The organism is Nonomuraea sp. NPDC054003, assembly GCF_055585125.1.
The window spans coordinates 34,025-54,135 of record NZ_JBVJKR010000013.1; the positions used below are offsets into that span (position 1 = coordinate 34,025).

General features: G+C 72.0%; 21 protein-coding genes. 9 read left to right on the forward strand and 12 right to left on the reverse strand.

The window, feature by feature from the left end; translation table 11 throughout:
• Nucleotides 1–6: 6 nt before the first annotated feature.
• Nucleotides 7–348 (reverse strand): YciI family protein, encoded by a 342-nt coding sequence (locus ACZ6YG_RS30685; protein WP_148036525.1) that lies wholly within the window; start codon nt 346–348, stop codon nt 7–9.
• Between the two features lie 164 nt (nt 349–512).
• Here ACZ6YG_RS30685 and ACZ6YG_RS30690 point away from each other — a divergent pair, with 164 nt between their 5' ends.
• A complete protein-coding gene (locus tag ACZ6YG_RS30690; RefSeq protein WP_466019936.1) occupies nt 513–1,298 on the forward strand; it encodes a methyltransferase domain-containing protein in 786 nt (261 codons plus the stop codon).
• 6 nt (nt 1,299–1,304) lie between these two features.
• Here ACZ6YG_RS30690 and ACZ6YG_RS30695 read toward each other — a convergent pair whose 3' ends face one another.
• From ACZ6YG_RS30695 to ACZ6YG_RS30705, 3 genes are all read right to left on the reverse strand, one after another.
• On the reverse strand, nt 1,305–1,532 hold the full coding sequence (locus ACZ6YG_RS30695; RefSeq protein ID WP_148036527.1) for a LapA family protein: 228 nt from the start codon (nt 1,530–1,532) through the stop codon (nt 1,305–1,307).
• Nucleotides 1,533–1,599: 67 nt separating this feature from the next.
• A complete protein-coding gene (locus ACZ6YG_RS30700) occupies nt 1,600–2,511 on the reverse strand; it encodes a hypothetical protein (protein ID WP_466019937.1) in 912 nt (303 codons plus the stop codon).
• A 13-nt stretch (nt 2,512–2,524) separates the two neighbouring features.
• Entirely contained in the window at nt 2,525–3,490 is a 966-nt protein-coding gene (locus tag ACZ6YG_RS30705; protein WP_466019938.1) for a helix-turn-helix transcriptional regulator, read from the reverse strand.
• Between the two features lie 89 nt (nt 3,491–3,579).
• Here ACZ6YG_RS30705 and ACZ6YG_RS30710 point away from each other — a divergent pair, with 89 nt between their 5' ends.
• On the forward strand, nt 3,580–4,041 hold the full coding sequence (locus tag ACZ6YG_RS30710; protein ID WP_148037262.1) for a VOC family protein: 462 nt from the start codon (nt 3,580–3,582) through the stop codon (nt 4,039–4,041).
• Nucleotides 4,042–4,131: 90 nt separating this feature from the next.
• Nucleotides 4,132–6,282, forward strand: a complete 2,151-nt coding sequence (locus tag ACZ6YG_RS30715; protein WP_466019939.1) for a hypothetical protein — start codon at nt 4,132–4,134, stop codon at nt 6,280–6,282.
• Here ACZ6YG_RS30715 and ACZ6YG_RS30720 read toward each other — a convergent pair.
• A complete protein-coding gene (locus tag ACZ6YG_RS30720) occupies nt 6,266–6,691 on the reverse strand; it encodes a DUF6463 family protein (RefSeq protein ID WP_466019940.1) in 426 nt (141 codons plus the stop codon). The genes ACZ6YG_RS30715 and ACZ6YG_RS30720 overlap by 17 nt on opposite strands.
• Before the next feature lie 85 nt (nt 6,692–6,776).
• On the opposite strand from ACZ6YG_RS30720, the gene ACZ6YG_RS30725 reads away from it, so the two are divergent.
• The gene (locus ACZ6YG_RS30725) at nt 6,777–7,322 is read left to right on the forward strand and encodes a TetR/AcrR family transcriptional regulator (protein WP_466019941.1); all 546 of its coding nucleotides are present in this window, start codon (nt 6,777–6,779) and stop codon (nt 7,320–7,322) included.
• Between the two features lie 100 nt (nt 7,323–7,422).
• Nucleotides 7,423–8,103: a GntR family transcriptional regulator gene (locus ACZ6YG_RS30730; protein WP_271277680.1), complete on the forward strand. Its 681-nt coding sequence runs from the start codon at nt 7,423–7,425 to the stop codon at nt 8,101–8,103.
• Here the strand turns inward: ACZ6YG_RS30730 and ACZ6YG_RS30735 are convergent.
• From ACZ6YG_RS30735 to ACZ6YG_RS30750, 4 genes are all read right to left on the reverse strand, one after another.
• Nucleotides 8,081–8,515 carry a hypothetical protein gene (locus tag ACZ6YG_RS30735; RefSeq protein ID WP_148036534.1) on the reverse strand — a complete coding sequence of 145 codons (435 nt, stop codon included), beginning with the start codon at nt 8,513–8,515 and terminating at the stop codon, nt 8,081–8,083. The two genes, ACZ6YG_RS30730 and ACZ6YG_RS30735, sit on opposite strands and share 23 nt — an antisense overlap.
• 49 nt (nt 8,516–8,564) lie before the next feature.
• A complete protein-coding gene (locus tag ACZ6YG_RS30740) occupies nt 8,565–11,258 on the reverse strand; it encodes an AfsR/SARP family transcriptional regulator (RefSeq protein WP_466019942.1) in 2,694 nt (897 codons plus the stop codon).
• A 61-nt stretch (nt 11,259–11,319) separates the two neighbouring features.
• On the reverse strand, nt 11,320–13,542 hold the full coding sequence (locus tag ACZ6YG_RS30745) for an AfsR/SARP family transcriptional regulator (protein ID WP_466019943.1): 2,223 nt from the start codon (nt 13,540–13,542) through the stop codon (nt 11,320–11,322).
• A 111-nt stretch (nt 13,543–13,653) separates the two neighbouring features.
• Nucleotides 13,654–14,463, reverse strand: a complete 810-nt coding sequence (locus tag ACZ6YG_RS30750) for a M23 family metallopeptidase (protein ID WP_271280090.1) — start codon at nt 14,461–14,463, stop codon at nt 13,654–13,656.
• Nucleotides 14,464–14,613: 150 nt separating this feature from the next.
• Here ACZ6YG_RS30750 and ACZ6YG_RS30755 point away from each other — a divergent pair, with 150 nt between their 5' ends.
• Nucleotides 14,614–15,438 (forward strand): exonuclease/endonuclease/phosphatase family protein, encoded by an 825-nt coding sequence (locus tag ACZ6YG_RS30755; protein ID WP_466019944.1) that lies wholly within the window; start codon nt 14,614–14,616, stop codon nt 15,436–15,438.
• 4 nt (nt 15,439–15,442) lie between these two features.
• Here the strand turns inward: ACZ6YG_RS30755 and ACZ6YG_RS30760 are convergent, their stop codons facing one another.
• On the reverse strand, nt 15,443–15,814 hold the full coding sequence (locus tag ACZ6YG_RS30760; protein ID WP_148036540.1) for an STAS domain-containing protein: 372 nt from the start codon (nt 15,812–15,814) through the stop codon (nt 15,443–15,445).
• A gap of 107 nt (nt 15,815–15,921) precedes the next feature.
• On the opposite strand from ACZ6YG_RS30760, the gene ACZ6YG_RS30765 reads away from it, so the two are divergent.
• Nucleotides 15,922–16,575, forward strand: a complete 654-nt coding sequence (locus ACZ6YG_RS30765) for a flavin reductase family protein (protein WP_261809052.1) — start codon at nt 15,922–15,924, stop codon at nt 16,573–16,575.
• A gap of 10 nt (nt 16,576–16,585) precedes the next feature.
• Here the strand turns inward: ACZ6YG_RS30765 and ACZ6YG_RS30770 are convergent, their stop codons facing one another.
• Both ACZ6YG_RS30770 and ACZ6YG_RS30775 read right to left on the reverse strand, forming a co-directional pair.
• On the reverse strand, nt 16,586–17,329 hold the full coding sequence (locus ACZ6YG_RS30770) for an ABC transporter permease (RefSeq protein ID WP_271280087.1): 744 nt from the start codon (nt 17,327–17,329) through the stop codon (nt 16,586–16,588).
• The gene (locus ACZ6YG_RS30775; RefSeq protein WP_148036543.1) at nt 17,310–18,254 is read right to left on the reverse strand and encodes an ATP-binding cassette domain-containing protein; all 945 of its coding nucleotides are present in this window, start codon (nt 18,252–18,254) and stop codon (nt 17,310–17,312) included. Before ACZ6YG_RS30775 ends, ACZ6YG_RS30770 begins: the two co-directional genes overlap by 20 nt.
• 232 nt (nt 18,255–18,486) lie before the next feature.
• Between ACZ6YG_RS30775 and ACZ6YG_RS30780 the strand changes: the two genes are divergently transcribed.
• Nucleotides 18,487–19,497 (forward strand): lysozyme, encoded by a 1,011-nt coding sequence (locus ACZ6YG_RS30780; RefSeq protein WP_222709279.1) that lies wholly within the window; start codon nt 18,487–18,489, stop codon nt 19,495–19,497.
• A gap of 43 nt (nt 19,498–19,540) precedes the next feature.
• Nucleotides 19,541–20,068: a C40 family peptidase gene (locus tag ACZ6YG_RS30785; RefSeq protein ID WP_148036544.1), complete on the forward strand. Its 528-nt coding sequence runs from the start codon at nt 19,541–19,543 to the stop codon at nt 20,066–20,068.
• Nucleotides 20,069–20,111: the final 43 nt, after the last annotated feature.

Below are 20,111 nucleotides of genomic sequence, written 5' to 3' on the forward strand. Positions count from 1 at the left end.
CTGCGGCTAGTCCTCGCCGTCCGTCCAGAACGGCCGCAGCTCGATCATCCCGGCCCACGCCATCGGGTGCTTGGACGCGACCTCGATGGCCTCGTCGAGGTCGGCGCAGTCGATGACGTCGAAGCCGGCGATCTGGTCCTTGGTCTCCGCGTACGGACCGTCGGTCAGCAGCACCTCACGGTTGCGGACGCGGACGGTGGTCGCGTCGCTCACCGGGCGGACGCGCTCGCCCATCAGCCGGATGCCCTTGCCGTCCATCTCCTTGACCCAGTCCTCCACGTCCGGGGCCCCCTCGTCCTGGCCGGGCTTGTAGTCGGGATCGGTGCACACCAGCATGAGGTACTTCATCGGGCTGCTCCTGTCGTGTGTTCGGTCGTTTCGCTGTCTTTCGTCGGATTGACGAACGGGAAAGGCTCTCCACTACAGCTCACCTCAGGATTTTTCCGACCGCACCAGGCGAGGGCCACCCGGCCACTCCCGGTCACCGGCGCGGCGCTGCCAGGATGGGGAGCATGTCCCGCGATCTCCGAGCCACCTTCGACCGGGCGGCCGCCACCTACCAGGACGCACGCCCCGACTACCCCGCCGAGCTCTACGCCGATCTGCTGGACGTCACCGGGGTCACCCCCTCCGCCCACCTGCTCGAAGTCGGCTGCGGCCCGGGGAAGGCCACGCTGCCGCTGGCCCGGATGGGGTTCCGGATCACCGCGGTCGAACTCGGCGCCGCCCTGGCCGCCGAGGCGCGACGCCGCCTCGCCGGATTCTCCGGCGTCTCCGTCATCACGTCGTCGTTCGAGGATTGGGAGCCGCGGGACCGCTTCGACCTCGTGTACGCGGCCACGGCCTGGAAGTGGGTGGACCCGGAGGTCAAGTACGCCAAGGCGGTCTCCCTCCTCACCCCGGGCGGTCACCTGGCCGTGTGGAACGCCGACCACGCGATGCCGTCGGACTTCGACCCGTTCTTCACCGAGATCCAGAAGACCTACGAAGAGATCGGCGAAGGCCACGACGGCCCGTGGCCCGGGCCGACGCCCGAGGAGCAGGACGACCCCATGGCCGCCGAGTTCGACGCCTCCGGACATTTCACGGTGGTCGGGACGAAGCTCTACGTATGGGCGTTGCGCTACACGGCGGACGAGTATCTCGCCCTGCTCGACACGTTCTCCGGCCACATCGCCATGGAGCCGGACAAGCGCGAACATCTCTACCGGCAGATCCGCCGCCTCCTCGCCGCCCGCCCTGACGGACGGCTCACCCGCCACTGGTCAGCCGTCCTCACCGTCGGCCGACGCCTGTGACCTGTTTCATCCGCCCCGGCGGCCCATCAGCGCGCCGATGACCATCCCGATCGCGGTGCAGACCACCAGAGTGATCCACAACGGGGCGACCAGCACGATCATGAAGAGCTGGATGGTCGCGTCCTGCTGGTTCTGCACGATGAACACCACCGCCAGGATCAGCAGGACGAGCGCCATCCACAGGCGCGGCGGCACCGCCCGGAGCCGGCTCGCCGGCTTCTGCCCTGTCACCATGTGTTCCCCCCGGATGCACACAGAGCCCTGGAACGCAGCCCTACCCGAGAAACCGCCGGTGATGTGGTCACTCCGCGCCGAAGTCGAAGGCGACGTCGGCGAGATGGACCGCCTCGACCACCGGGTCGTCGAGGAGCTCGCGCAGGTCGGCGAGTTTCCAGCGGTCGACGACGAGCCCGTAGACGACGCCCTCCTCGGCCGCCGTCACGAGCCACCCGCGGGTCAGTTCGAACGCGTCCAGGTCGTCGCTCTCGTCGAGGATCCCCACCCACTCGCGGTACGCGGCCAGCGCCGCCTCGGGTTCGGTCTCGCACTGATAGGTGGTGTTCTCCCAGGTGTGGTTGGCCATGTCGCGGTTCCAGACGACCGCGTTGAGCGAGGGCGGATCACCGGAGTCGTCGAAGTAGGACGGCGAGTAGATGTAGGAGACGTCCTCTCCTCCGCAGATCTTGTGGCGCCGGTTGAAGGCGACGAGTTGCCCGGCGGTCACGGAGTCGGCGAAGTCCACGACCGCCACGGCGTCGAGCGTCCGCGGCAGCCCGTCGATGATGTCGCGGGACGTCTCCGCCGCCGTCCCGGAGACGCCGTCGGGGTCCGCCTCCACGGAGTCGATCGCGTCGGCCAGGCTGCCGGAGGGCCCGTCGAGCAGGGGCGCCCGGACGGTTCCGAAGACGTCCTCCACGATCTCGTAATCGGTGCCGCCCTCGCCGGGGCCGGCCCCGCGCGGCTCTCCCCACAGCGTGTAGGTCGTCGTCAGGAGGCTGCCGCGGTCGAGGTAGCCGTGCATGCGCTCGTCCGGGTTCGCGACGCGCGCCGCCGTGCCGTACACCTGGGCGATCCGCTCGTCGCCGGTCTCGACGAACAGCGGTAAGGCCCGGTCGGCCACGACGAGGGCCAGCCAGAGCGCCGCGGTGACGGCCAGGACCTTGAGCAGCGACCTGCCCACGTACGCCCAGTCGGGCTCCCTCGCGTTCGTCACCGCGCGCTCCTCCCTAGTGGTCCGACGCCGGTGCGCCGGCGGTCAGCAGTTTCTCCGCGAGCACGCGACAGCGGCTCGCGAGCTCCGGCGGGTCGAGCACCTCGAAGTCGTGCCCGAGCAGCAGCACGTGCATGAGCACCGCGTCAAGGCTGCCGGCGCCGCTGATCACCTCGCAGCGTCCGCTCCCTCGCGGCCGTACGACGGCGGCCGACGCCGGGACCTGGGCGCGCACCGTACCGGCGGGCGCGTGGACGAGGAAGCGCGCCCGGTGCGGGTAGACCCGGCTCGCCACGCCCTCCTGCACGTACGAGGCCGCGTCCGGCGCGGGGCGCGGGCGGAAGCGCCAGGTGCGGGCGGACACGTCGGTCATCCGGTCGAGACGGAAGCTGCGCCAGCCGTCGCGATCGAGGTCGTAGGCCAGGAGATACCAGCGCCGCTCGGAGGCGACCAGGCGGTAGGGCTCGACCCGCCGCCGGCGCACCTCGCCCCCGGACGGATAGCCGAAGCCGGCCTCGACCTCGTCGCGGCAGGCCCCGGCCAGCGTCATGAGCACCTGGGGGTCGACCGGCGCGCGGCCCGCGGCGAAGGACTCCACCGACCCGGAGAGCGCGCGCACCTCGTGCCGCAGCCGGGTGGGCAGCACCCGGTCGAGCTTGGTCAGAGCGCGCAGCGCGGCGTCGCCGGCGACCGCGCCGCCCGCGCCGGCCAGCAGCGAGACGACGGTGGCGATCGCCTCCTCGTCGTCGAGGAGGAGCGGCGGCAGGTCCTGCCCGGGGCCGAGCCGGTAGCCGCCCCCGACGCCCTGCCCGGCGTGCACCGGGTAGCCGAGGGCACGCAACCGCCCGACGTCCCGCCGTACCGTTCGCGAGGTGACCCCGAGCCGGTCGGCGAGCTCGGGGCCGGTCCAGACCCGGCGCTGCTGCAGCAGCCCCAGCAGGGCTAGCACCCGCTCCGTCGTGCTCCGCTCGTCACCGGCCATGTCGCCCACCCTGTCAGATAGCGGACCGATCCTGTCCTCCAGAGGGTGACAGCATGGACTCGAACCACCACGACGAACGGAGCGATCCGATGAGCCGCCATATCCAGGTCACCTTCGACGCCCACGACCCGCGGGCGCTGTCGTCCTTCTGGCGCGACGTCCTGGGCTACGTCCACCCCGGCCCGCCCGGCGTCGACCTGCCCGAGGGCGCCGACCCGCTGGCCGCGTGGGACGACTTCCTCGCGCGGGCCGGCGTCCCGGAGGACCAGCGCAACACCAGGTCGGCCGTCGAGGACCCGGACGGCCACGGCCCCCGGCTGTTCTTCCAGCAGGTGCCCGAGGACAAGGTCGTCAAGAACCGCGTGCACCTCGACGTGCGCGCCGCTCCCGGGCTGCAGGGGGAGGAGCGGATGGCGGCGCTGGAGGCCGAGTGCGACCGGCTCGTCGCGCTGGGCGCGAAGAGGGTACGGCGTGACGAGCCCGATCTTCCGCTGACCGCCGGCACCATCGTGATGACCGACCCCGAGGGCAACGAGTTCTGCCTGGACTGATGCCGAATGGGCTGGATGCCCTGAATGGGCGGGCCGCGGATCCTACGCTCTTGGCCGTCAAGCGATCCCCGCTGCTCGCTGGAGGCTTCCATGCCCGAGGCTGTTCAAGAGGCGCCCGCCCCCCACGTCCAGGCCATGACGGTCGCGCGGCGGGACGGGGTGATCTGGCGGGCCTACGGCACCGCGGCACGGCACCTGATCAGGCTGGCGGCGCCCGCCGCGCTGGTGTTCCTGCCGATCAGCCTGGTCGCGCTGCTCGGGCTGGCGCTGGTGGTGGACGAGTCGGCGGTGCTGGTCGACGGCTCGTTCGAGCTGCTCGGTACGCCGGGAAGGCCGCTGCTGGTGTGGGCGGCGGCGGTGATCTTCGTTTCGCTGGCCGGCCAGGCGGTGGTCATACCCGCCACCGTCGTGATCGCGGCCGGCCTGCTGACCGGCAGGCCCGTCGCCACGCCGGACGCGATGCGCGCCGCGCTGCGGAACCTGCCCGCGATGCTGCTCCTCGCGCTGCTGGGCGTCGTGGTGTTCACGGCGACCGCGGTGGCCGGGTTCGGCATGCTGATGTGGACCGGACAGCTGCTGTGGGCCGTTCTCGTGATGGCGTCCCTGGCGGTGCTCGCGCTGCCGAGCCTGCTGGCCGTGGCGATCGTGACGCTGGAGGGCCGGAGCGCCGGGCGCGCGCTCGCCGGCGCCTATCGGCTGGCGGGCAGGGGCGAGCCGACGGCAGGCGGCTTCTGGTCGTGCACGCTGACCCTGGCCTTCGGCGTGCTGGTCTTCCCCGCGGCGGCCCAGCGGGGGGTGGAGTGGGCGGTGGAGTGGGCCGCGTCGGGCAGCGTGCTCGGGTACGGGGTGGCGACCTCCGCCCTCACCCTGGTCATCCCCGCGTTCCAGGCGACGGTGATCGCGCGCCTGTACCTGAGCAGGCTGGCACACCGGAGTACGGCCGAGGCGTTCGAGCGGGTCGTCGAGAAGCTGCCGGGGAGCGGGGCGGCGAGCCCGGCCAGGCCGGTGCCGGTGCTCGCGGCGCTGCTGCTGCCGGGGTCGCTGTTCGCGGCCACGCTGCTGGTCAACCCGTTCGGCTGGCTGGAGGTGACCCAGACGGTCGTCACGGCCACCTGGACGAGCGACGACGTCCCTCCTCAGCCGAGACCCGGGCTGCGGGAGACGGATCTGAAGGCCATGTACGCGGGCCGGGGCGACGAACTGATCATGTTCATGGACAGCTTCGGCCTGGCGAGGCTGCTGACCTGCACCGCGACTGGCTGCCCGCGTACCGGGTTCCGCTGGGCCGAGCCCGCCGACGCCGACGAGGACATCGCGTCGTCCAGCGCCCGGCTCCACGAAGGCCGGATCGCCGTGAGCACCTGGTCGCAGCGAGGGCAGGGCGATGACCGGCGCGTCCGGCTCGGGCTGATGCTCTGCGACGCCCGCGGCTGCGTTCCGGGTCCCCGGCCGATCGGTGAGGAGATGTCGGTCTACGAGGGCAGGAGCGTCGCGCTGGCGCCGGGGCGCTACGACGGTCTGATGATCGCCCAGGTCCGGGAGCTGCCGGAGCGCGACGGTGAGGTCCTGTCCGTCACTTTCTGCGAAGACCCGGTCTGCGCCGACCCGTGGACGAAGGAGCTGGCCAGGCTTCCATCCAGGACCTCCGCGTACCAGGAGCACGGCCTCGTCGTCGGGGCTGGACCGACGAACCGCCCGGTCGTCCTCCGCTTCGACGAGCACGCGGGCTCTCTCTCCCTGATCACCTGCGAGGAGTCCGACTGTGCCGAGGTGCACGTGGAACGGCTGGTACACGGGGGCTGGACCTGGGGGTTCGACGAGGTCGGCGGGGAACCCGGCGCCACCATGGTGGTCAGGGACGACGGCCGGCCGCTGATCGCCTACCGCGACTCGGCCGATGGATCGATCAGGATGCTCGACTGCCGCAACCTGAGCTGCTCCCAGTCCGACCCCGTCATCCTGACCGGCCCCGGCCGCTTCCGCGTGCCCCCGGCGCTGGTGGTGGACGGGGAAGGACGGGCGCTGGTGGCCTACCAGGACGTCGACGACAACCGGATCGTCGTGGCCACCTGTGAGGGAACCCGCTGCACGCACACGCCGGTGGCGAAGAGCCGGTACGCCCTCGGCGACGCCCTCGCCATGACCCTGGACGCGCGCGGCCGACCGATGATCGGCTGGATCGACCATTCCGAGCACGACTGGGACCTGATCCTGACCACCCCGCTCAACCTGCCTTCCTAGCGTCCGGGGAGCCCGTCTTTCTCGCCGCCAGAACGATCAGAAGCCCGGGGACGATCCCGGCGAAGAACGGTGACGGTACGAGGAGGACGCCGCACAGCGCGCACCACAGGGCCAGAGCCCAGCCGATCCCGGCGGGCGCGGCCACTCCGCGCCGGGCGAGGTGCCAGGTCAGTGATCCCAGGAGGATCAGGGGCACGCCGAAGCTTCCCGGGCCGCCCCAGAAGGTGACCTTGTTCCGCAGGGACTCGACCGCAGGGCCGTCCGCGAGGAGCGGGACCGCCGCCCACATCCCCCGATCCACCCAGCCGGCGACGTCCGCCCAGGCGGTGGTCGCCAGCACCGCCAGGTGTCCCGCACCCATCACGACCATGATCCCGCCCGCCCAGCGGAACAGCTTTCCGAAGTCCATCGCACAACCCTTCTGTGTTGACCAACACAGGATATGTCGATCGACATTCGCTATGTCATCCGGCGTAGCTGGTTGGATGGACCGCATGGCCACGCGACGTATCCAGAGGACCGAGGAGAGCCGCCGGCTGCTGGTGGCGGCCGCCGCCGAGCTCTTCGCCGAGAAGGGCTACCGGCAGACGAGTTTCGTCGACATCGCCGACAAGGCCGGCATCAGCCGCGGCTCCATCCCCTGGCACTTCGGCAACAAGCTGGGCCTGCTGCAAGCGGTGCTCGACGACCAGCTCCAGACCGTGCTCACCGCTTTCGACGAGCAAGTCGGCGACCCGCTCGACCAGGTCATGAACTTCGTCCGCCTGCCTGCCGCGCGCCTGTTCATCACCCTGCTGGCCGAGGCCGTGGAGGACGGCTCGCCGATCCGCGAGCAGTACGCGCGGCTCCACGCGGCCCTCCGGCAGGGGGTCCAGGCGCGGATACCGGCCGAGGCCCTCCCCGCGGGCGCCTCCGCGGAGGCCTTCACGGTCCTGCTGGTGGGGGCGGTCATCGGCGTCCACGCCCAATGGCGCGTCGCCCCCGAGGCGGTGGACCTCGACGCCGTCCGCACCCTTCTCGAACGGATGATCGATGCGTGATAGACAAGCCCTGACGATCGGCGTGCGCGGCACGACTGCGCACCCCTGTCCCGCTGACCCTGTTTGACAGTGATCGCAGCGTGCCTGTGCAATATGTTGCATGCCGGTGCCACAGGGTCGCGGACTCGTCTCCAGGTCGCTGCTGAGGGAAGACGCCTACCGGGCGATCCGCGACGCGATCGTCGACGGCACGCTGGCCCCAGGTGAGCGACTCAACGACACCGACCTGGTCGAGTGGCTGGGCGTCAGCCGGACCCCGGTGCGCGAGGCCCTCGCGCGACTGGAGCAGGCGGGCCTGGTCAGGACCAAACCCGGCCGCTACACGATCGTCAGCCCTCTGGACGCCCGCGCCTGCCGTGACGCCCAGTCGGTCACGGCCGCCATGCACGAGCTCGCCGTCCGCGAGGCGCTGCCGAACCTCTCCGCCACCGAGCTCGAAGCCATGCGCACGGCCAACGCGCGGTTCGCGGACGCCCTGCGCCGCGACGACGTGGACGCGGCGCTCGCCGCCGACGACGAGTTCCACGGCGTGCTGGTCACCGCCAGCGCCAACGACGCGCTCCGCGACGTCCTCGAACGGTTCACGCCGGTGCTGCGCCGCCTGGAGCGGCTCCGCTTCTCCTCACTGAGCGGCCGGGAATCGGTCGCTCAGCATGACCGGATCATCGAATTGTGCGCGGCCGGCGACGTGGCGGGGGCGGCCGCGGCCACCCGCGCCAACTGGGAGACGCTCACCCCGTTGCTCGACGAACCGCCCGTCACCGGGGCCAGTTCGCGATGATCTCGGGCTTGATCGCGTCGGCGTGACACTTGAAGGTCTTGCGCAGGGCGCGGTCGTACAGGCAGACCCGCACGTCCACGCGCTTGATCTCGCCGTCGGAGGACAGCCGGAAGGGCGTCTTGGCAGCGCAGGTCGAGCGGGGCCGGCTCCATCCGGTGCCGCCGCCCGCGTAGTGGAAGCGGGCGCGGACGTAGGCGCAGTGACCGGAGTGCCTGTCGCGATCGGAGAGCGTGCCGCGCACGACGAACGTCTCGGCGCTGAAGTCGGTGATCCAGACGTCGGCCGTGGCGTGGCCGGAATGTCCCGCCGCCGACTTGACGGGCCCCCAGTGGATCCCGGCGGACGCCTGCGCCGGCCCGCCCGCGGCGATCAGGAAGGCCAGGACCCCACCGATGACATAGGTCTTCTTCATGGCAGGGACGCTAGGGGACGCCACTTGGAGAGATCTTGCATCCGGCTGGTCACAGCTGGTCGGCGATGGCTGCCGGGGTACGCGGCGCGGGGCCGGTGGCGATGGCTCCGGCCTCGGCGTCGTCGATGAGGTCGAGGTCGCGCAGGATCGCGGCCGAGCGGTTCAGGAGGGCGCGGTCGCCGCGGACGCGGCCGAGGCCCCACAGGTGTTCGGCCTCCCAGTAGGTGCCCGACAGGCCACGCAGCCGGTCGAGGCGGAGGGCTTCGGTGAAGCAGGCGGCGGCGGCCTCGCGCCGGCCGGCGAGGCGGTGCGCCTCGCCGAGGTTGCCCAGCGCCATGACCTCGGTGACGCGGGCGGCGGAGTCGCGGGCCAGGCCGATGGCGGCCTCGTGCGCGGCGACCGCGTCGTCATGGCGGCCGAGCCGCTGGCAGGTGAGCCCGACGCCGGTCAGGCAGCCGGCCTCCTGACGGGCGTGGCCGAGCCGGTGCCAGGCGGCGCGGGCCCGCTCCAGGGATTCGAGCGACTCCTCGTACCGTTCGAGCACGCGGAGCACGACGCCGCGGCCGTGCAGGGCCAGGGCGGTCCCGGCGTCGTAGCCGGCCCAGGCGCGCAGGGCGCGGTCGAAGCAGGCGAGCGCCTCCTCGGCCCTGCTCAGCCAGTGCAGCGCCCAGCCGAGGTCGTTGTCGGCCAGCCCGGCGTGACGGCGGTCGCCGGTGAGACGCGCGGCCGTGAGCGTGATGTACGCGAGCGTCAGCTGCTCGCGCCGGCGGCCCCGGCCTTCGAGCGGGGCGTTCAGGCACGCCGACAGGTAGGGCGCGACCTCGGGGGCGATGCCGGAGGCGGCCTGCCGGGCCGCGGCGACGAGGTTGTCCGTCTCGGCGTCGATCCACTCGTCGACCTCGTCGCGCGAGCCGAGCGGGACGCCGGGGTGGTCGAGCGAGCCGGGCAGGAAGTCGATCCGCCAGCCGATCGTCGGCTCGACGGCCAGCGTGGCGTGCCGGGCCGTGGCCACGTAGCAGTGCAGGGCGCGGCGCACGGCGCCGGTGCGGTCGGCCCCGGTCTCCTCCTCGGCGGCGCGTTCCCTGGCGAACAGCCGCAGCAGGTCGTGCAGGTGGAACCGGCCGGGCACGTCGGACCGTACGAGCTGGTTCTCCGCGAGCCGATCCAGCAGCACCGCCGCGCGCTGCTCCGGCAGACCGGCCAGCGCGGCGGCGACCGGGACGCCGACGTCGGGCACGTCCAGGAGGCCGAGCAGCCGGAACAGCCGGGCCGCCGCGGCGTCGCCGAGGTCCTGGTAGCTGACCATGAAGCTGGTGCGCACGGCCTGGTCGTGCAGCGCCAGCTCGGCCAGCCTGCGCTGCTCGACGGCGAGCCGCCCGGCCAGCGCCCGCACGCTCAGGTCCGGCTGCCCGGCCAGTTTCGCCCCCGCGATGGTGAGCGCCAGCGGGAGCCGCCCGCACAGCTCGGCGATCTCGGCCGCCGCCTCGGGCTCGCTCCCGACGCGGGCGGTCCCGGCCAGCCTGCCGAGCAGGGCGACCGCCTCGTCCGGCGGCAGACCCTCGACCGGATGATGGCGGGCGGCGTCGACGGAGCCGAGCAGCCGCCTGCTGGTGATGAGCACGCCGCAGGTGGCGCTGCCCGGCAGCAGGTCGCGCACCTGCTCCGGGCCGGCGGCGTTGTCGAGCAGGACGAGCAGCCGCCTGCCGTGCGTCATCGAGCGGAACGCCGCGGCGGCCTCCTCCTGGTCTGCGGGCACCGTCGCGCCCAGCGCGCGGAGGAACCTGCCGAGCACCTCCGCGGTGGCCGCCGGCTCGGTGTCCGGGGTGGACCCGTGCAGGTTGACGTAGAGCTGCCCGTCGGGGAAGAGACCGGCCAGGCGGTGCGCCACCTGGACGGCCAGCGCGGACTTGCCGATGCCCGCCGGGCCCGAGACGGCCACGACGTGCTCGCCGCCGTCCGTCAGCAGCCCGCACAGCCGCTCGACCTCGCCGTCCCGGCCCGTGAACGCCGCCACCGCCGGAGGAAGCTGCGCCGGGGTGCGCCCCCGTACGAGCTGTCCGGCGCGGCGCAGCTCCGGCCCCGGTTCGAGGCCGAGCTCGCGGTCCAGCAGCCGCGTGCCCTCGCGCAGCACGTGGAGCGCCTCCTGACGGCGGTTCAGCCGGTCGAGCGCGAGCACGAGCTGGGCGCGGAGCGATTCGTGGTACGGCAGGTCGGCGACCATCGGCGCGAGCCGCTCGGCCACCCGCGACGGGCAGCCCCGGCCCAGCTCCAGCGCGGCCCACTCGCCGACGGCGGTCAGCCTGAGCTCTTCGAGCCGCCGCACCTCCGCGTGGTCGAAACCGTCCAGTACGGGCCCGCGCCACAGTGCGAGCGCCCGGCCGTAGAGTGCGGGATCGCCCAGCCGGCGGCCCTCCTCGATGAGCCGCTCAGCGTGATGGGAATCGAGCCGCGCCACCCGCGTGTCGATGCGGTAGGCGCCCGGCCGGGTCTCGATCACCGGGTGGCCGAGCAGCGTCTTGCGCAACCGGGAGAGCAGCATGTGGAGCTGGGTGCGGGCGGTCGGGGGCGGGGCGCCGTCCGTCCAGAGCGCCGCGACCAGCTGCTCGGCGGTGACGCTCTGCCCGGCGTGCAGCAGCAGGACGCTCAGGACCGTACGGGCGCGCGACCCGATGGGGGCGACGGCGCGGCCGGCGACCTCGACGCGCAGAGGGCCGAGGATCTGGAAAGCGACTGGGCCGGACATCGACTCCTCCCTTGATGGATCGTAACGGGAGGGGTGCCGGAGGCGGCAAGCGTTCAAGACGTCATCGAACGGCGGTCGCGGCGCGTTCCCTGGCGAACAGCCGCACCAGCTCGTGGAACCGGTAGTGCGGCCGGCTCGGCCCGCCCGGCGGGCGCAGCAACTGCGCGTGGACGAGCTGCCGCAGCAGCTCGGCGTCGTTCCCGGGTCGCGCGCCCGTACGGTCGTCGTGCCGCACGCCGGGCAGGTCCGGGCCGAAGCCCGCTGGCTGTTCGACCAGCCCCAGCCGGTCGAACAGCCGCGCCGCCTCGGGCGGCAGCTCGCGGTACGACAGGGCGATGCTGTCCCGTACGCTCAGGCCGTCGCAGACCAGCTCGTCCAGCCGGTGGCGCTCGTCGGCGAGCAGCCCGACGAGGCCGGACAGCGGCCACCGCGGCTGCCGCGCCAGCTTCGCCGCCGCGATCCGCACCGCGAGCGGCAGCCCGCCGCACAGACCGGCCAGCCGCTCGGCCGCCTCCCGCTCGTCCGCCACACGCCTGCTCCCGGCCACCCGACCGAGCAACTCCACGCACTCCGGTACGGGAAGCACATCGACGGGGACATCGATGGATATGGGGACGGGCACGTCAACAGGCACGGGCACGGGCGTGTCGATGGGCGTATTGATCGGCACGGTCAGGGCTGTTTCGCCGAGACGGCGGCGGGCGGTGATGATCACGCGGCAGCCGGGCGCGTTCACCAGCAGGGGCCGCACCTGCTCCGCCGATCCGGCGTCGTCCAGGACCACGAGCGCCCGCCGCCCGGCCAGCGCCTCCCGGAACGCCGCGGCCTGTTCCGCAGGATTCCGCGGCACCCCCACGCCGAGCGCGCGCAGGAACCGTTCCAGCACGCTTCCCGCCGGCACCGGCTCCCCGCCCGTGTCATACCCCCGCAGGTCGGCGAAGAGCTGGCCGTCCGGGAACCGGCTGGCCATCTGATGAGCCCACCGCAACACCAGCGCCGTCTTCCCCACCCCCGCCATCCCGCTCACCACCGCCACCCGCGGCCCGTCCTGGGCGAGCAGCCGATCCAGCGCCCGCAACTCCGGCGCCCGCCCGACGAACCCCCGCACGGGCGGCGGCAACTGCGCAGGCCGCACCACCGCGACCTGCGGCAGATCACAAGCCGGCCATACCGCCCCCGTCGGATGGGCCAACAACCGGCCGTACGGCGACTCATCGCGCCACGCGGGCTCGGTGGGTTGTCTGTTGTGCGGTGGTTGCGACGGCTTGGCCTGCGGCTGGTCGCGAGTCGGTCGTGCCGCTCCCGCGGGATGGGCCGGCAGCCGGTCGTACGGCACCCCCTCGCGCCACGCCGGCTCGGCCTGCGTGTCCGACTGTCTGTTGTGCGGAGGTTGCGTGGGCTGCGCAAGCTTGGCCTGCGGCTGGTCGTGCGGCGGCTGCTCGCGCCACGCCAGTTCGGTTTGCGTGGCGGGTGGTCTGTAAGGCGGTTGCGCCTGCCGCGCTGGGGCGGGTCGCGGTAAGTGCGTCGGTGGGACGGGGTGGCCGCGGAGGACCTTGTGCTGGGCCTGGCGCAGTCCGGGGCCGGGTTCCAGGCCCAGTTCCTGTAGCAGCAGGTCGCGGCCTCGGTGGTAGCAGGCGAGGGCGTCGGCCTGGCGCCCGGCGTGCGACAGGGCGAGCACCAGTTTCTCGCGCAGCCCCTCGTACAGGGGATGGTCGTCGACCAGCCCGGTCAGGTGCTCCACGACCTCGCGCGGCCGGCCGCACGCCAGCTCCAGCCCGGCCCACTCCTCGACCGCCGCCAGCCGGACCGCGTCCAGGCGGCGCGCCCACGCCGTGATCGCCGTGGTGTCGAGCCCGGCCAGCACGGGCCCGCGCCACAGGGCCAGCGCCTGTCCGAGCAGGTCGGCCGCCTGGTCGGGGTGCCCGGCCGCGGCGAGTTCGCGCCCTTCGGCGATCCGCCGCTCGGCTTCGTGCGCGTCGACCCGTACCCCTTCGGCGTCGAGCCGGTAGCCGTGTGGCTCGGTGACGATCACTCCGGGATCGCCTCCGGCCGCCTTGACGGCCTTGCGGAGAGCGGCGACGTGGATGGAGATCTGGGTGCGTACCGACGTGGGCCGGCGGTCCTCCCAGACCGTGCGCGCCAGCCGGTCCACCGGCACCGCCTGGCCGGTCTCCAGCAGCAGGGCGGCCAGCAGCGCACGGCGCCGCGACCCGCCGAGCCGGACAGGGTGCCCGGCGACGCCGGCCTCCAGCGGTCCGAGGACGAGAAACTCCAGCTGAGCCATGATCGAGATCGGTCTTGCAGGCGACGACGGCAGGGCACACCCGCTCGCCGAACCGAAACCCCCGATCGATCGTAGAGGAACCTCGTTATCGATCCGCTAAACGCCCGGAGATCAGGCGGGGCAGGACGTCCCGCCGCCGAGGTACTTCAGGTGGTTCCCGCTCACGAAGGGGCCCTGGCCGTCGGCGCCGCCGCTGCTCTTCAACCTGCGCCAGACCGTGGAGCCGGGCTTGCGGTAGCCGTTGTAGCCGAAGACGTACACGGTGCCCTTGGTCAGCTTGCCCTCGGACTCGTACTTCGTGCCCGCCCAGGAACGCTTGTTGACGGCCTTCTCGGCCCGGTACCGGCACCAGACCGTCGGCTTCGGATGCGTGCAGCTGTGGCTGGTGAGGATCTGCCGCCCGCCGCTGCCGAGCGAGCGGTTCTTGCCGTTGAAGTAGGGCTTGACCAGCTGCCAGGTCCCGTTCACCTTCTGCTGCTGCTCGTAGTGGAGGTGGGGTTTGCCGGTTCCGACGCTGCCGATGCGGCCGATGACGGTGGACCGGGTGACCTTGGAGCCGTTCTTGACGCGGTTCTTCATGTGCGCGTACATGGTGCGCCAGGTGCTGTTGTGCTCGACGTACATCGTGTTGGTCGTGCTGCCGGACAGATACCGCACCGTCCCGCCGACCGCGGGGCGCACCTCCCAGCCGTCGGCGCTGTAACCGCCCGAGTAGGGGTTGTCGGTGTTCGGATACATGTCGAGCGCCTTGTCCACGTAACCGGCGTGGGATCCGGCGGAGTCCGTGAAGACCTTGGTGCCGCACGCGAACGGGAGCTGGAAGAACGGCCGCGAGGCGAGCGCCTCGGTGGCGGCGTGGGCCGGAGCCGGAAGGCCCGTCATGGCGACGAGCGCGGCGACGGACACGGCTGTGCGACGCAAGAGGAGTCCTCCTCCATCAGGGGTGATAGGTGCCCCGGAGACGTTAGGGAGGCGGGTTATCGATTCCCTTAGCGCCGTTTCGCTTAGGGCTTCGATAACCCGGCTCACTAACGTGCCTGGAAACTTTCACCGGGATGAGAGGGGTGCGTCTTGCCACGTCACGCCAGCCTGAGGATCCTCGCCGCCGGTCTGCTGGCCGCGACCTGCTTCGCCGGTCCGGCGTCGGCCGAGGCCGCGGCCCGGCCGGTGCGCGTGCTCCAGTTCAACCTGTGCAACAGCGGGCACGCCCCCTGCTGGGGCGAGAAGCCGGGCCCCGACGGCACCCGGGCCGCCAGGACGATGAGCAAGGTCGTGTCGGTGTTCAAGTCGCTGAACCCGCGACCGTCCGCCGTCGTGATGAACGAGGTGTGCTCCTCCGACCTCGCCTCCATGAAGATCCGGCTCGGCCTCGACGGCGACTCGTTCTTCACCGTGTACAAGAACTCCGCGAAGTACACGTGCGGTGGTTCCAGGAACGGCGGCGGCTCCTACGGTTCGGCGATCCTGACCGAGGCGCCGCTGCGCAGGCCGTACAGCGCGTACCGGCTGGAGAAGCGGTTCACCAAGCAGGACGGCAGCAGCGAGCGGCGGGTGATGGGCTGCCGGAAGGAGCCCTCCTTCACCGTCTGCACGGGCCACCTGTCGGTCAGCACGGTGGCGGTCGCCGAGGCGCAGTGCCGCGAGCTGATGAGCGGCGGCAGGAAACTGGCGGGCAGGGGCCCGCTGATCGTCTCCGGTGATCTGAACCTGCGCTGGAACAGGCCGGCCGAGCAGGCGGCGCTGAAGCGCTGCCTGGGCAGCGGCTACACGCGCAAGAGCGACGGCAACCGCCAGCACGTGATCGCCCGTGACAGCGGCCACGGCTTCGTCAGGACCGGGACGATCAGCATGGGGTCGTACAGCGACCACGACGCGTTCTGGGCGGACCTCTCGTGAGCCGTCAGAGGCCGAGGGCGTCGCCGCCGGGCAGGCGGGCGCGCAGCGCGGTGGGGACGTCGGGGTCGATGGGGACGACGGCGGAGACGCCCGTCACGTCGAGCAGCCGCCGCAGCACCCCCCGCACGCCCGCCATCCGCAGCCAGCCGCCCGCCTGCCTGGCCCTCTCCACGTAGTCGAGGAAGGTGCGCAGGCCCATCGAGTCGCAGAAGGTCAGCTCGGCGGTGTCGACGACGAGATGGATCCGCCCCCCGGACAGGCTGGCGCCGAGCGCCTCGTCCAGCTGGGGGCACCGGGTGGTGTCCAGCTCGCCGATCAAGCTGATGACCGCCGTGTCACCGAAGTATTCACTGGTGATGGCGAACGGTGCATGCATCCAGCGGCCTCCATGGTGTATGGGGGTGACATTACACCGGTCAAGGCCGGTCGACAGGTCCGATTGCCGCCGGTGCCGGGACCCCGGCAGGCGCGAAAGTGTGGTTCGTGACCAAGCACACCCGTATCGAACCGTCGATCCTCTACTTCGGCACCCCTGTCGTGCTGATCTCCACCGTGAACGAGGACGGCACGCCCAATCTGGCCCCGATGTCGTCGGCGTTCTGGCTCGGCTGGCGGGGCGTGCTGGGGCTGGGCAGGCGGTCCAAGACCGCGCGCAACATGACGCGGACCCGCGAGTGCGTGCTGAACCTGCCCTCGGACGAGCTCGCCCCCGCCGTCGACCGGCTCGCCCTGACCACCGGCGCCGACCCGGTGCCGCCGGGGAAGCGCGAGCGCGGCTACCGGTACGTGCCCGCCAAGTTCGAGCGGGCGGGGCTGACGCCGGTGGCGAGCGAGACCGTGGCGCCGCCCCGGGTGGCCGAGTGCCCGGTGAGCATGGAAGCGGTGGTGGTCGTCGAGCACCCGGTGGGCGACGGCGGGATCGTCACCTTCGAGGTGCGGGTGCAGCGCGTGTGGGTGCACGACGAGATCCGCAAGGACGGCGCCGACGACCACGTCGACCCGGACCGGTGGCGGCCCTTGATCATGAGCTTCCAGAAGCTGTACGGGCTCGGGCCGCAGGTGCACGACTCGACGCTGGCCCGCATCCCGGAGCACGCCTACCGGGGGCCGGACATCGAAAGGGCCCGCGCCGTGTGAGCTACACCGGTCAGACGCCCCGGCGCAGGGTCCGGTTGCCCAGGAACAGGCCGAGCGCGGCCACCGCCACCGCCGTCGCGGCCCCGTACAGGACCGGCAGGCCGAGCACCTGGCCGGAGAAGAGCGCGCGCTCGGCGTCGACGATGTAGGTGATCGGGTTGAGCCCGCCGGCCACCCGCAGCCAGTCCGGACCGGAGTCGAGCGGCAGCAGCACCCCCGACAGCAGCAGCATCGGGAACAGCAGCACCTGCGTGACCGTGTAGAACAGGGTGCCGTCGGGCGCCGACTTGACGGCCAGGACGAACGAGAGCGCGCCCAGCCCCACCCCGAACACGATCAGCAGCGCCAGCCCGGCGACCACCCCCGCCAGGTGCGGCTCGAACCCGAGCGGCAGCGCCAGCACGATGATCAGGACGGCCTGGGCGAACAGCACGGCCATCTCCTTCATCGTCCTGCCGACCAGCATCGCGGTCCGGTCGAGCGGCGTGACCATCATCCGCTCCATCGAGCCGCCGACCAGTTCCATCAGGACGTGGTAGCCGGCCGCCATCGGCCCGGTCAGGCACATCATCACCAGGATGCCCGGCACGAACCACTGCCAGGACGCCCCGACGGCGCCGTCCAGCAGGGCCCCGAACAGGAACAGGAAGAGCAGCGGCTGCCCCATCTCGAACATCAGCCCCACCGGCTCCCGCCACGCGGGCGTGAACTCGCGGCGGAACACGGTCACGGTGTCACGCAGGAAGGTCGTCATCGCTGAGGCTTCTCCCGGTCAGGGTGAGGAACACGTCGTCGAGGGTCGGGCGGACGGTCTCGGCGGTGGCGACCTTGACGCCCGCCGCCTCCAGCGTGCGCAGGTGCTCGGGCAGGGCGGCGGTCGCGGAGGCCGCGCGCAGCCGCACGGTGACGCCCTCGGCGGCGCCGCCGAGGAGCGCGGCGGCCCGCCCGGCGTCCTGGGCGGTGTGCGTGGTGAGCGTGACGCGGTCGCCGGCCAGGTCGTTCTTGAGCTGCTCGGCCGTGCCGTCGGCGATGATCCGGCCGTCGTCGATGATGATCACCCGCTCGGCCATGCTGTCGGCCTCTTCGAGGTAGTGGGTGGTGAGGAAGAGCGTGGTCCCGTACGTCTCGCGCAGGCGCAGGATGTGTGACCAGATCTCGGCGCGGCTCTTCGGGTCGAGCCCGGTCGAGGGCTCGTCCAGGAACAGCAGGCCGGGGCGGTGGACGAGGCCGAGGGCGATGTCGAGGCGGCGGCGCTGGCCGCCGGAGAGCGTGCCGGGCTTGCGCGCGGCCAGCGGCCCCAGGTCGAGCAGTTCCAGCATCTCGCCGGCCCGGCGGCGGGCCTCGGCGCTGGTCAGGCCGTAGCAGCGGCCCTGGGTGACGAGTTCGTCGCCGACGCGGAAGTTCTCTCCGGCGCTGTTCCGCTGGCCGACGTAGCCGATCCTGGCGCGCACCCCGGCGGGGTCGCGCGCCACGTCGCGGCCGGCGACGGTGGCGGTGCCGGACGTCGGCGGCAGCAGCGTGGTGAGCATCCGCAGCGTGGTGGACTTGCCCGCGCCGTTCGGGCCGAGGAACGCGACGAGCTGTCCGGGCTCGACGTCCAGGTCGATGCCGCGTACGGCCTCGACGGTCTGTTTCTTCTTCAGGGAGAACACGCGGGTCAGACCCCGGGTGTGGATCATGGCGCCTTCCTCCGGGCATGGCGAAGAAACCCCTGGTGGTGGGGGGTGTCGGATGGGAGCGGCTCAAGTGTCAGCCCGGGAAAGCGGTCCTGGCAAACGTGAACATCACGTTCATATACGGCTCTGACCTGCGGAAACGTCACGTGGTTCGGATGGCGATGACGGATAACTTTTCGGCCTCTGAAGTGCGATTTCTCCGTACATGTAAAGATTTTTTGCGACTATCACCCACGTGAAGCGTCTGGTGCTCATCGCGGTGGTGGCGGCAGTCGGTCTGGGCGCGCAGAGCGCCCAGGCGGCGGACGGGGTCGCGGGGGTGGACGTCAGCAACTGGACCGGCGAGGTCGACTGGTCGGCGGCGGCGTCGGGCGGCGCCAAGTTCGCCTTCGTGCACGCCACCGAGGGCGGCGACTACGTCAACCCGCGCTTCACCGCGCAGTTCGACGGCGCGGCGGCGGCCGGGCTGGTCCGCGGCGCCTACCACTTCGCGCAGCCGCACGAGTCGGGCGGGGCCGCGCAGGCCGAGCACTTCGTGCGCAACGGCGGCAACTGGCTCACCGACGGGCGGACGCTGCCCGGCGTGCTCGACCTCGAGGACAACCCGTACCAGGACAGGAACGGCAAGAACGCCTGCTACGGCCTGTCGGCCAAGGACATGGTCGCCTGGATCAAGGACTTCACCAGGACCTACCGGGCCAGGACCGGGCGGCAGGCGATCGTCTACACCACCACGAGCTGGTGGCGGACCTGCACGGGAGACAGCACCGCGGCCAAGTCCAGCCCGCTGTGGATCGCCCGGTGGGGCGCCGACCCGGGCGAGCTGCCCAAGGCCTGGCAGAAGCACACGTTCTGGCAGTCGGCCGACAAGGGCCCGCTGCCCGGCGGGCAGAACGCGTTCAACGGCTCCGAGTCCGAGCTGGCCGCGATGGCCAACCCGCCGGCCGAGGTGACCGTCTCCGGCAAGACGCGCAGCCGCACGACCTACCGGCTGACCGTGGCCAACACCGGGCCGCATCCGGTCACGGACGTCAAGGTCTCCGGGCGGACGTTCGGCGGGCAGCGGGTGGTCAAGGCGCCCACCGGCTGCACGTTCAGCGGCACCGCGATCCGCTGCTCGATCGACGAGCTCCGGCGCGGCCAGAAGAGGACCTTCGCCTTCACCACCAAGCCCCGCAAGAAGAAGGGCACGGTCGGCATCCGGTTCACTGTCGGAACCGTGGCGGTCAAGCTAAGCGCCAGATAGCCCCATAAGGCAGGATTGAACCGGCATCACGAGGGAGGCACGGGTGTCGGGGAGGCGCGGAGCTCTGCTCGCCATGGCGCTCGTCCTGCTCGTCGTCACCGCCTCCGCCCCGATCAAGCACCACGTCTTACCCCGGATCGTCGCGATCGCGTACGAGATCGAGCGCCACGGCATCGTCTACTCCTGGGGCGGCGGCCACGCCGAACGCCCCGGCCCCTCCACGGGCACCTGCGCCGGCTACACGGGCAGGATCAAGCCCTGCCCCGCCACCCGGACGCGGGGGCTGGACTGCTCCGGGCTCACGCGCTGGGTGTACGCGCTCGCGCACGGCGCGGACGTGCTCGGGCCGGGCAACACCGACGACCACGTACGGCGGATGCGCCAGGTCCGGTCGCCGGTGCCGGGTGACCTCGTCTTCTTCGGCGAACGCAGGAAGAAACGGCTCAGGACCCGGCACGTCGGCATCTATCTGGGCCTCGGGCGGATGATGAACGCCCCCGAGACCGGCGCGATCGTCCGGGTGGACGACATCGCGAAGGTGCCCGGATTCCTCGGGTTCTACCGCTACTGATCCCGTTACGCCTGTCGTCTCGGGGGAAATTGAGAGACCCGAA

What these genes read in the sequence shown, in the direction of transcription:
- ACZ6YG_RS30770 (WP_271280087.1), bottom strand. Translation starts at nt 17,329, where the DNA reads ATGACGACCTTCCTGCGTGACACCGTGACCGTGTTCCGCCGCGAGTTC.
- ACZ6YG_RS30735 (WP_148036534.1), bottom strand. Translation starts at nt 8,515, where the DNA reads ATGAAGAAGACCTATGTCATCGGTGGGGTCCTGGCCTTCCTGATCGCC.
- ACZ6YG_RS30745 (WP_466019943.1), bottom strand. Translation starts at nt 13,542, where the DNA reads ATGGCTCAGCTGGAGTTTCTCGTCCTCGGACCGCTGGAGGCCGGCGTC.
- ACZ6YG_RS30730 (WP_271277680.1), top strand. Translation starts at nt 7,423, where the DNA reads ATGCCGGTGCCACAGGGTCGCGGACTCGTCTCCAGGTCGCTGCTGAGG.
- ACZ6YG_RS30685 (WP_148036525.1), bottom strand. Translation starts at nt 348, where the DNA reads ATGAAGTACCTCATGCTGGTGTGCACCGATCCCGACTACAAGCCCGGC.
- ACZ6YG_RS30740 (WP_466019942.1), bottom strand. Translation starts at nt 11,258, where the DNA reads ATGTCCGGCCCAGTCGCTTTCCAGATCCTCGGCCCTCTGCGCGTCGAG.
- ACZ6YG_RS30725 (WP_466019941.1), top strand. Translation starts at nt 6,777, where the DNA reads ATGGCCACGCGACGTATCCAGAGGACCGAGGAGAGCCGCCGGCTGCTG.
- ACZ6YG_RS30715 (WP_466019939.1), top strand. Translation starts at nt 4,132, where the DNA reads ATGCCCGAGGCTGTTCAAGAGGCGCCCGCCCCCCACGTCCAGGCCATG.
- ACZ6YG_RS30695 (WP_148036527.1), bottom strand. Translation starts at nt 1,532, where the DNA reads ATGGTGACAGGGCAGAAGCCGGCGAGCCGGCTCCGGGCGGTGCCGCCG.
- ACZ6YG_RS30775 (WP_148036543.1), bottom strand. Translation starts at nt 18,254, where the DNA reads ATGATCCACACCCGGGGTCTGACCCGCGTGTTCTCCCTGAAGAAGAAA.
- ACZ6YG_RS30690 (WP_466019936.1), top strand. Translation starts at nt 513, where the DNA reads ATGTCCCGCGATCTCCGAGCCACCTTCGACCGGGCGGCCGCCACCTAC.
- ACZ6YG_RS30710 (WP_148037262.1), top strand. Translation starts at nt 3,580, where the DNA reads ATGAGCCGCCATATCCAGGTCACCTTCGACGCCCACGACCCGCGGGCG.
- ACZ6YG_RS30705 (WP_466019938.1), bottom strand. Translation starts at nt 3,490, where the DNA reads ATGGCCGGTGACGAGCGGAGCACGACGGAGCGGGTGCTAGCCCTGCTG.
- ACZ6YG_RS30760 (WP_148036540.1), bottom strand. Translation starts at nt 15,814, where the DNA reads ATGCATGCACCGTTCGCCATCACCAGTGAATACTTCGGTGACACGGCG.
- ACZ6YG_RS30720 (WP_466019940.1), bottom strand. Translation starts at nt 6,691, where the DNA reads ATGGACTTCGGAAAGCTGTTCCGCTGGGCGGGCGGGATCATGGTCGTG.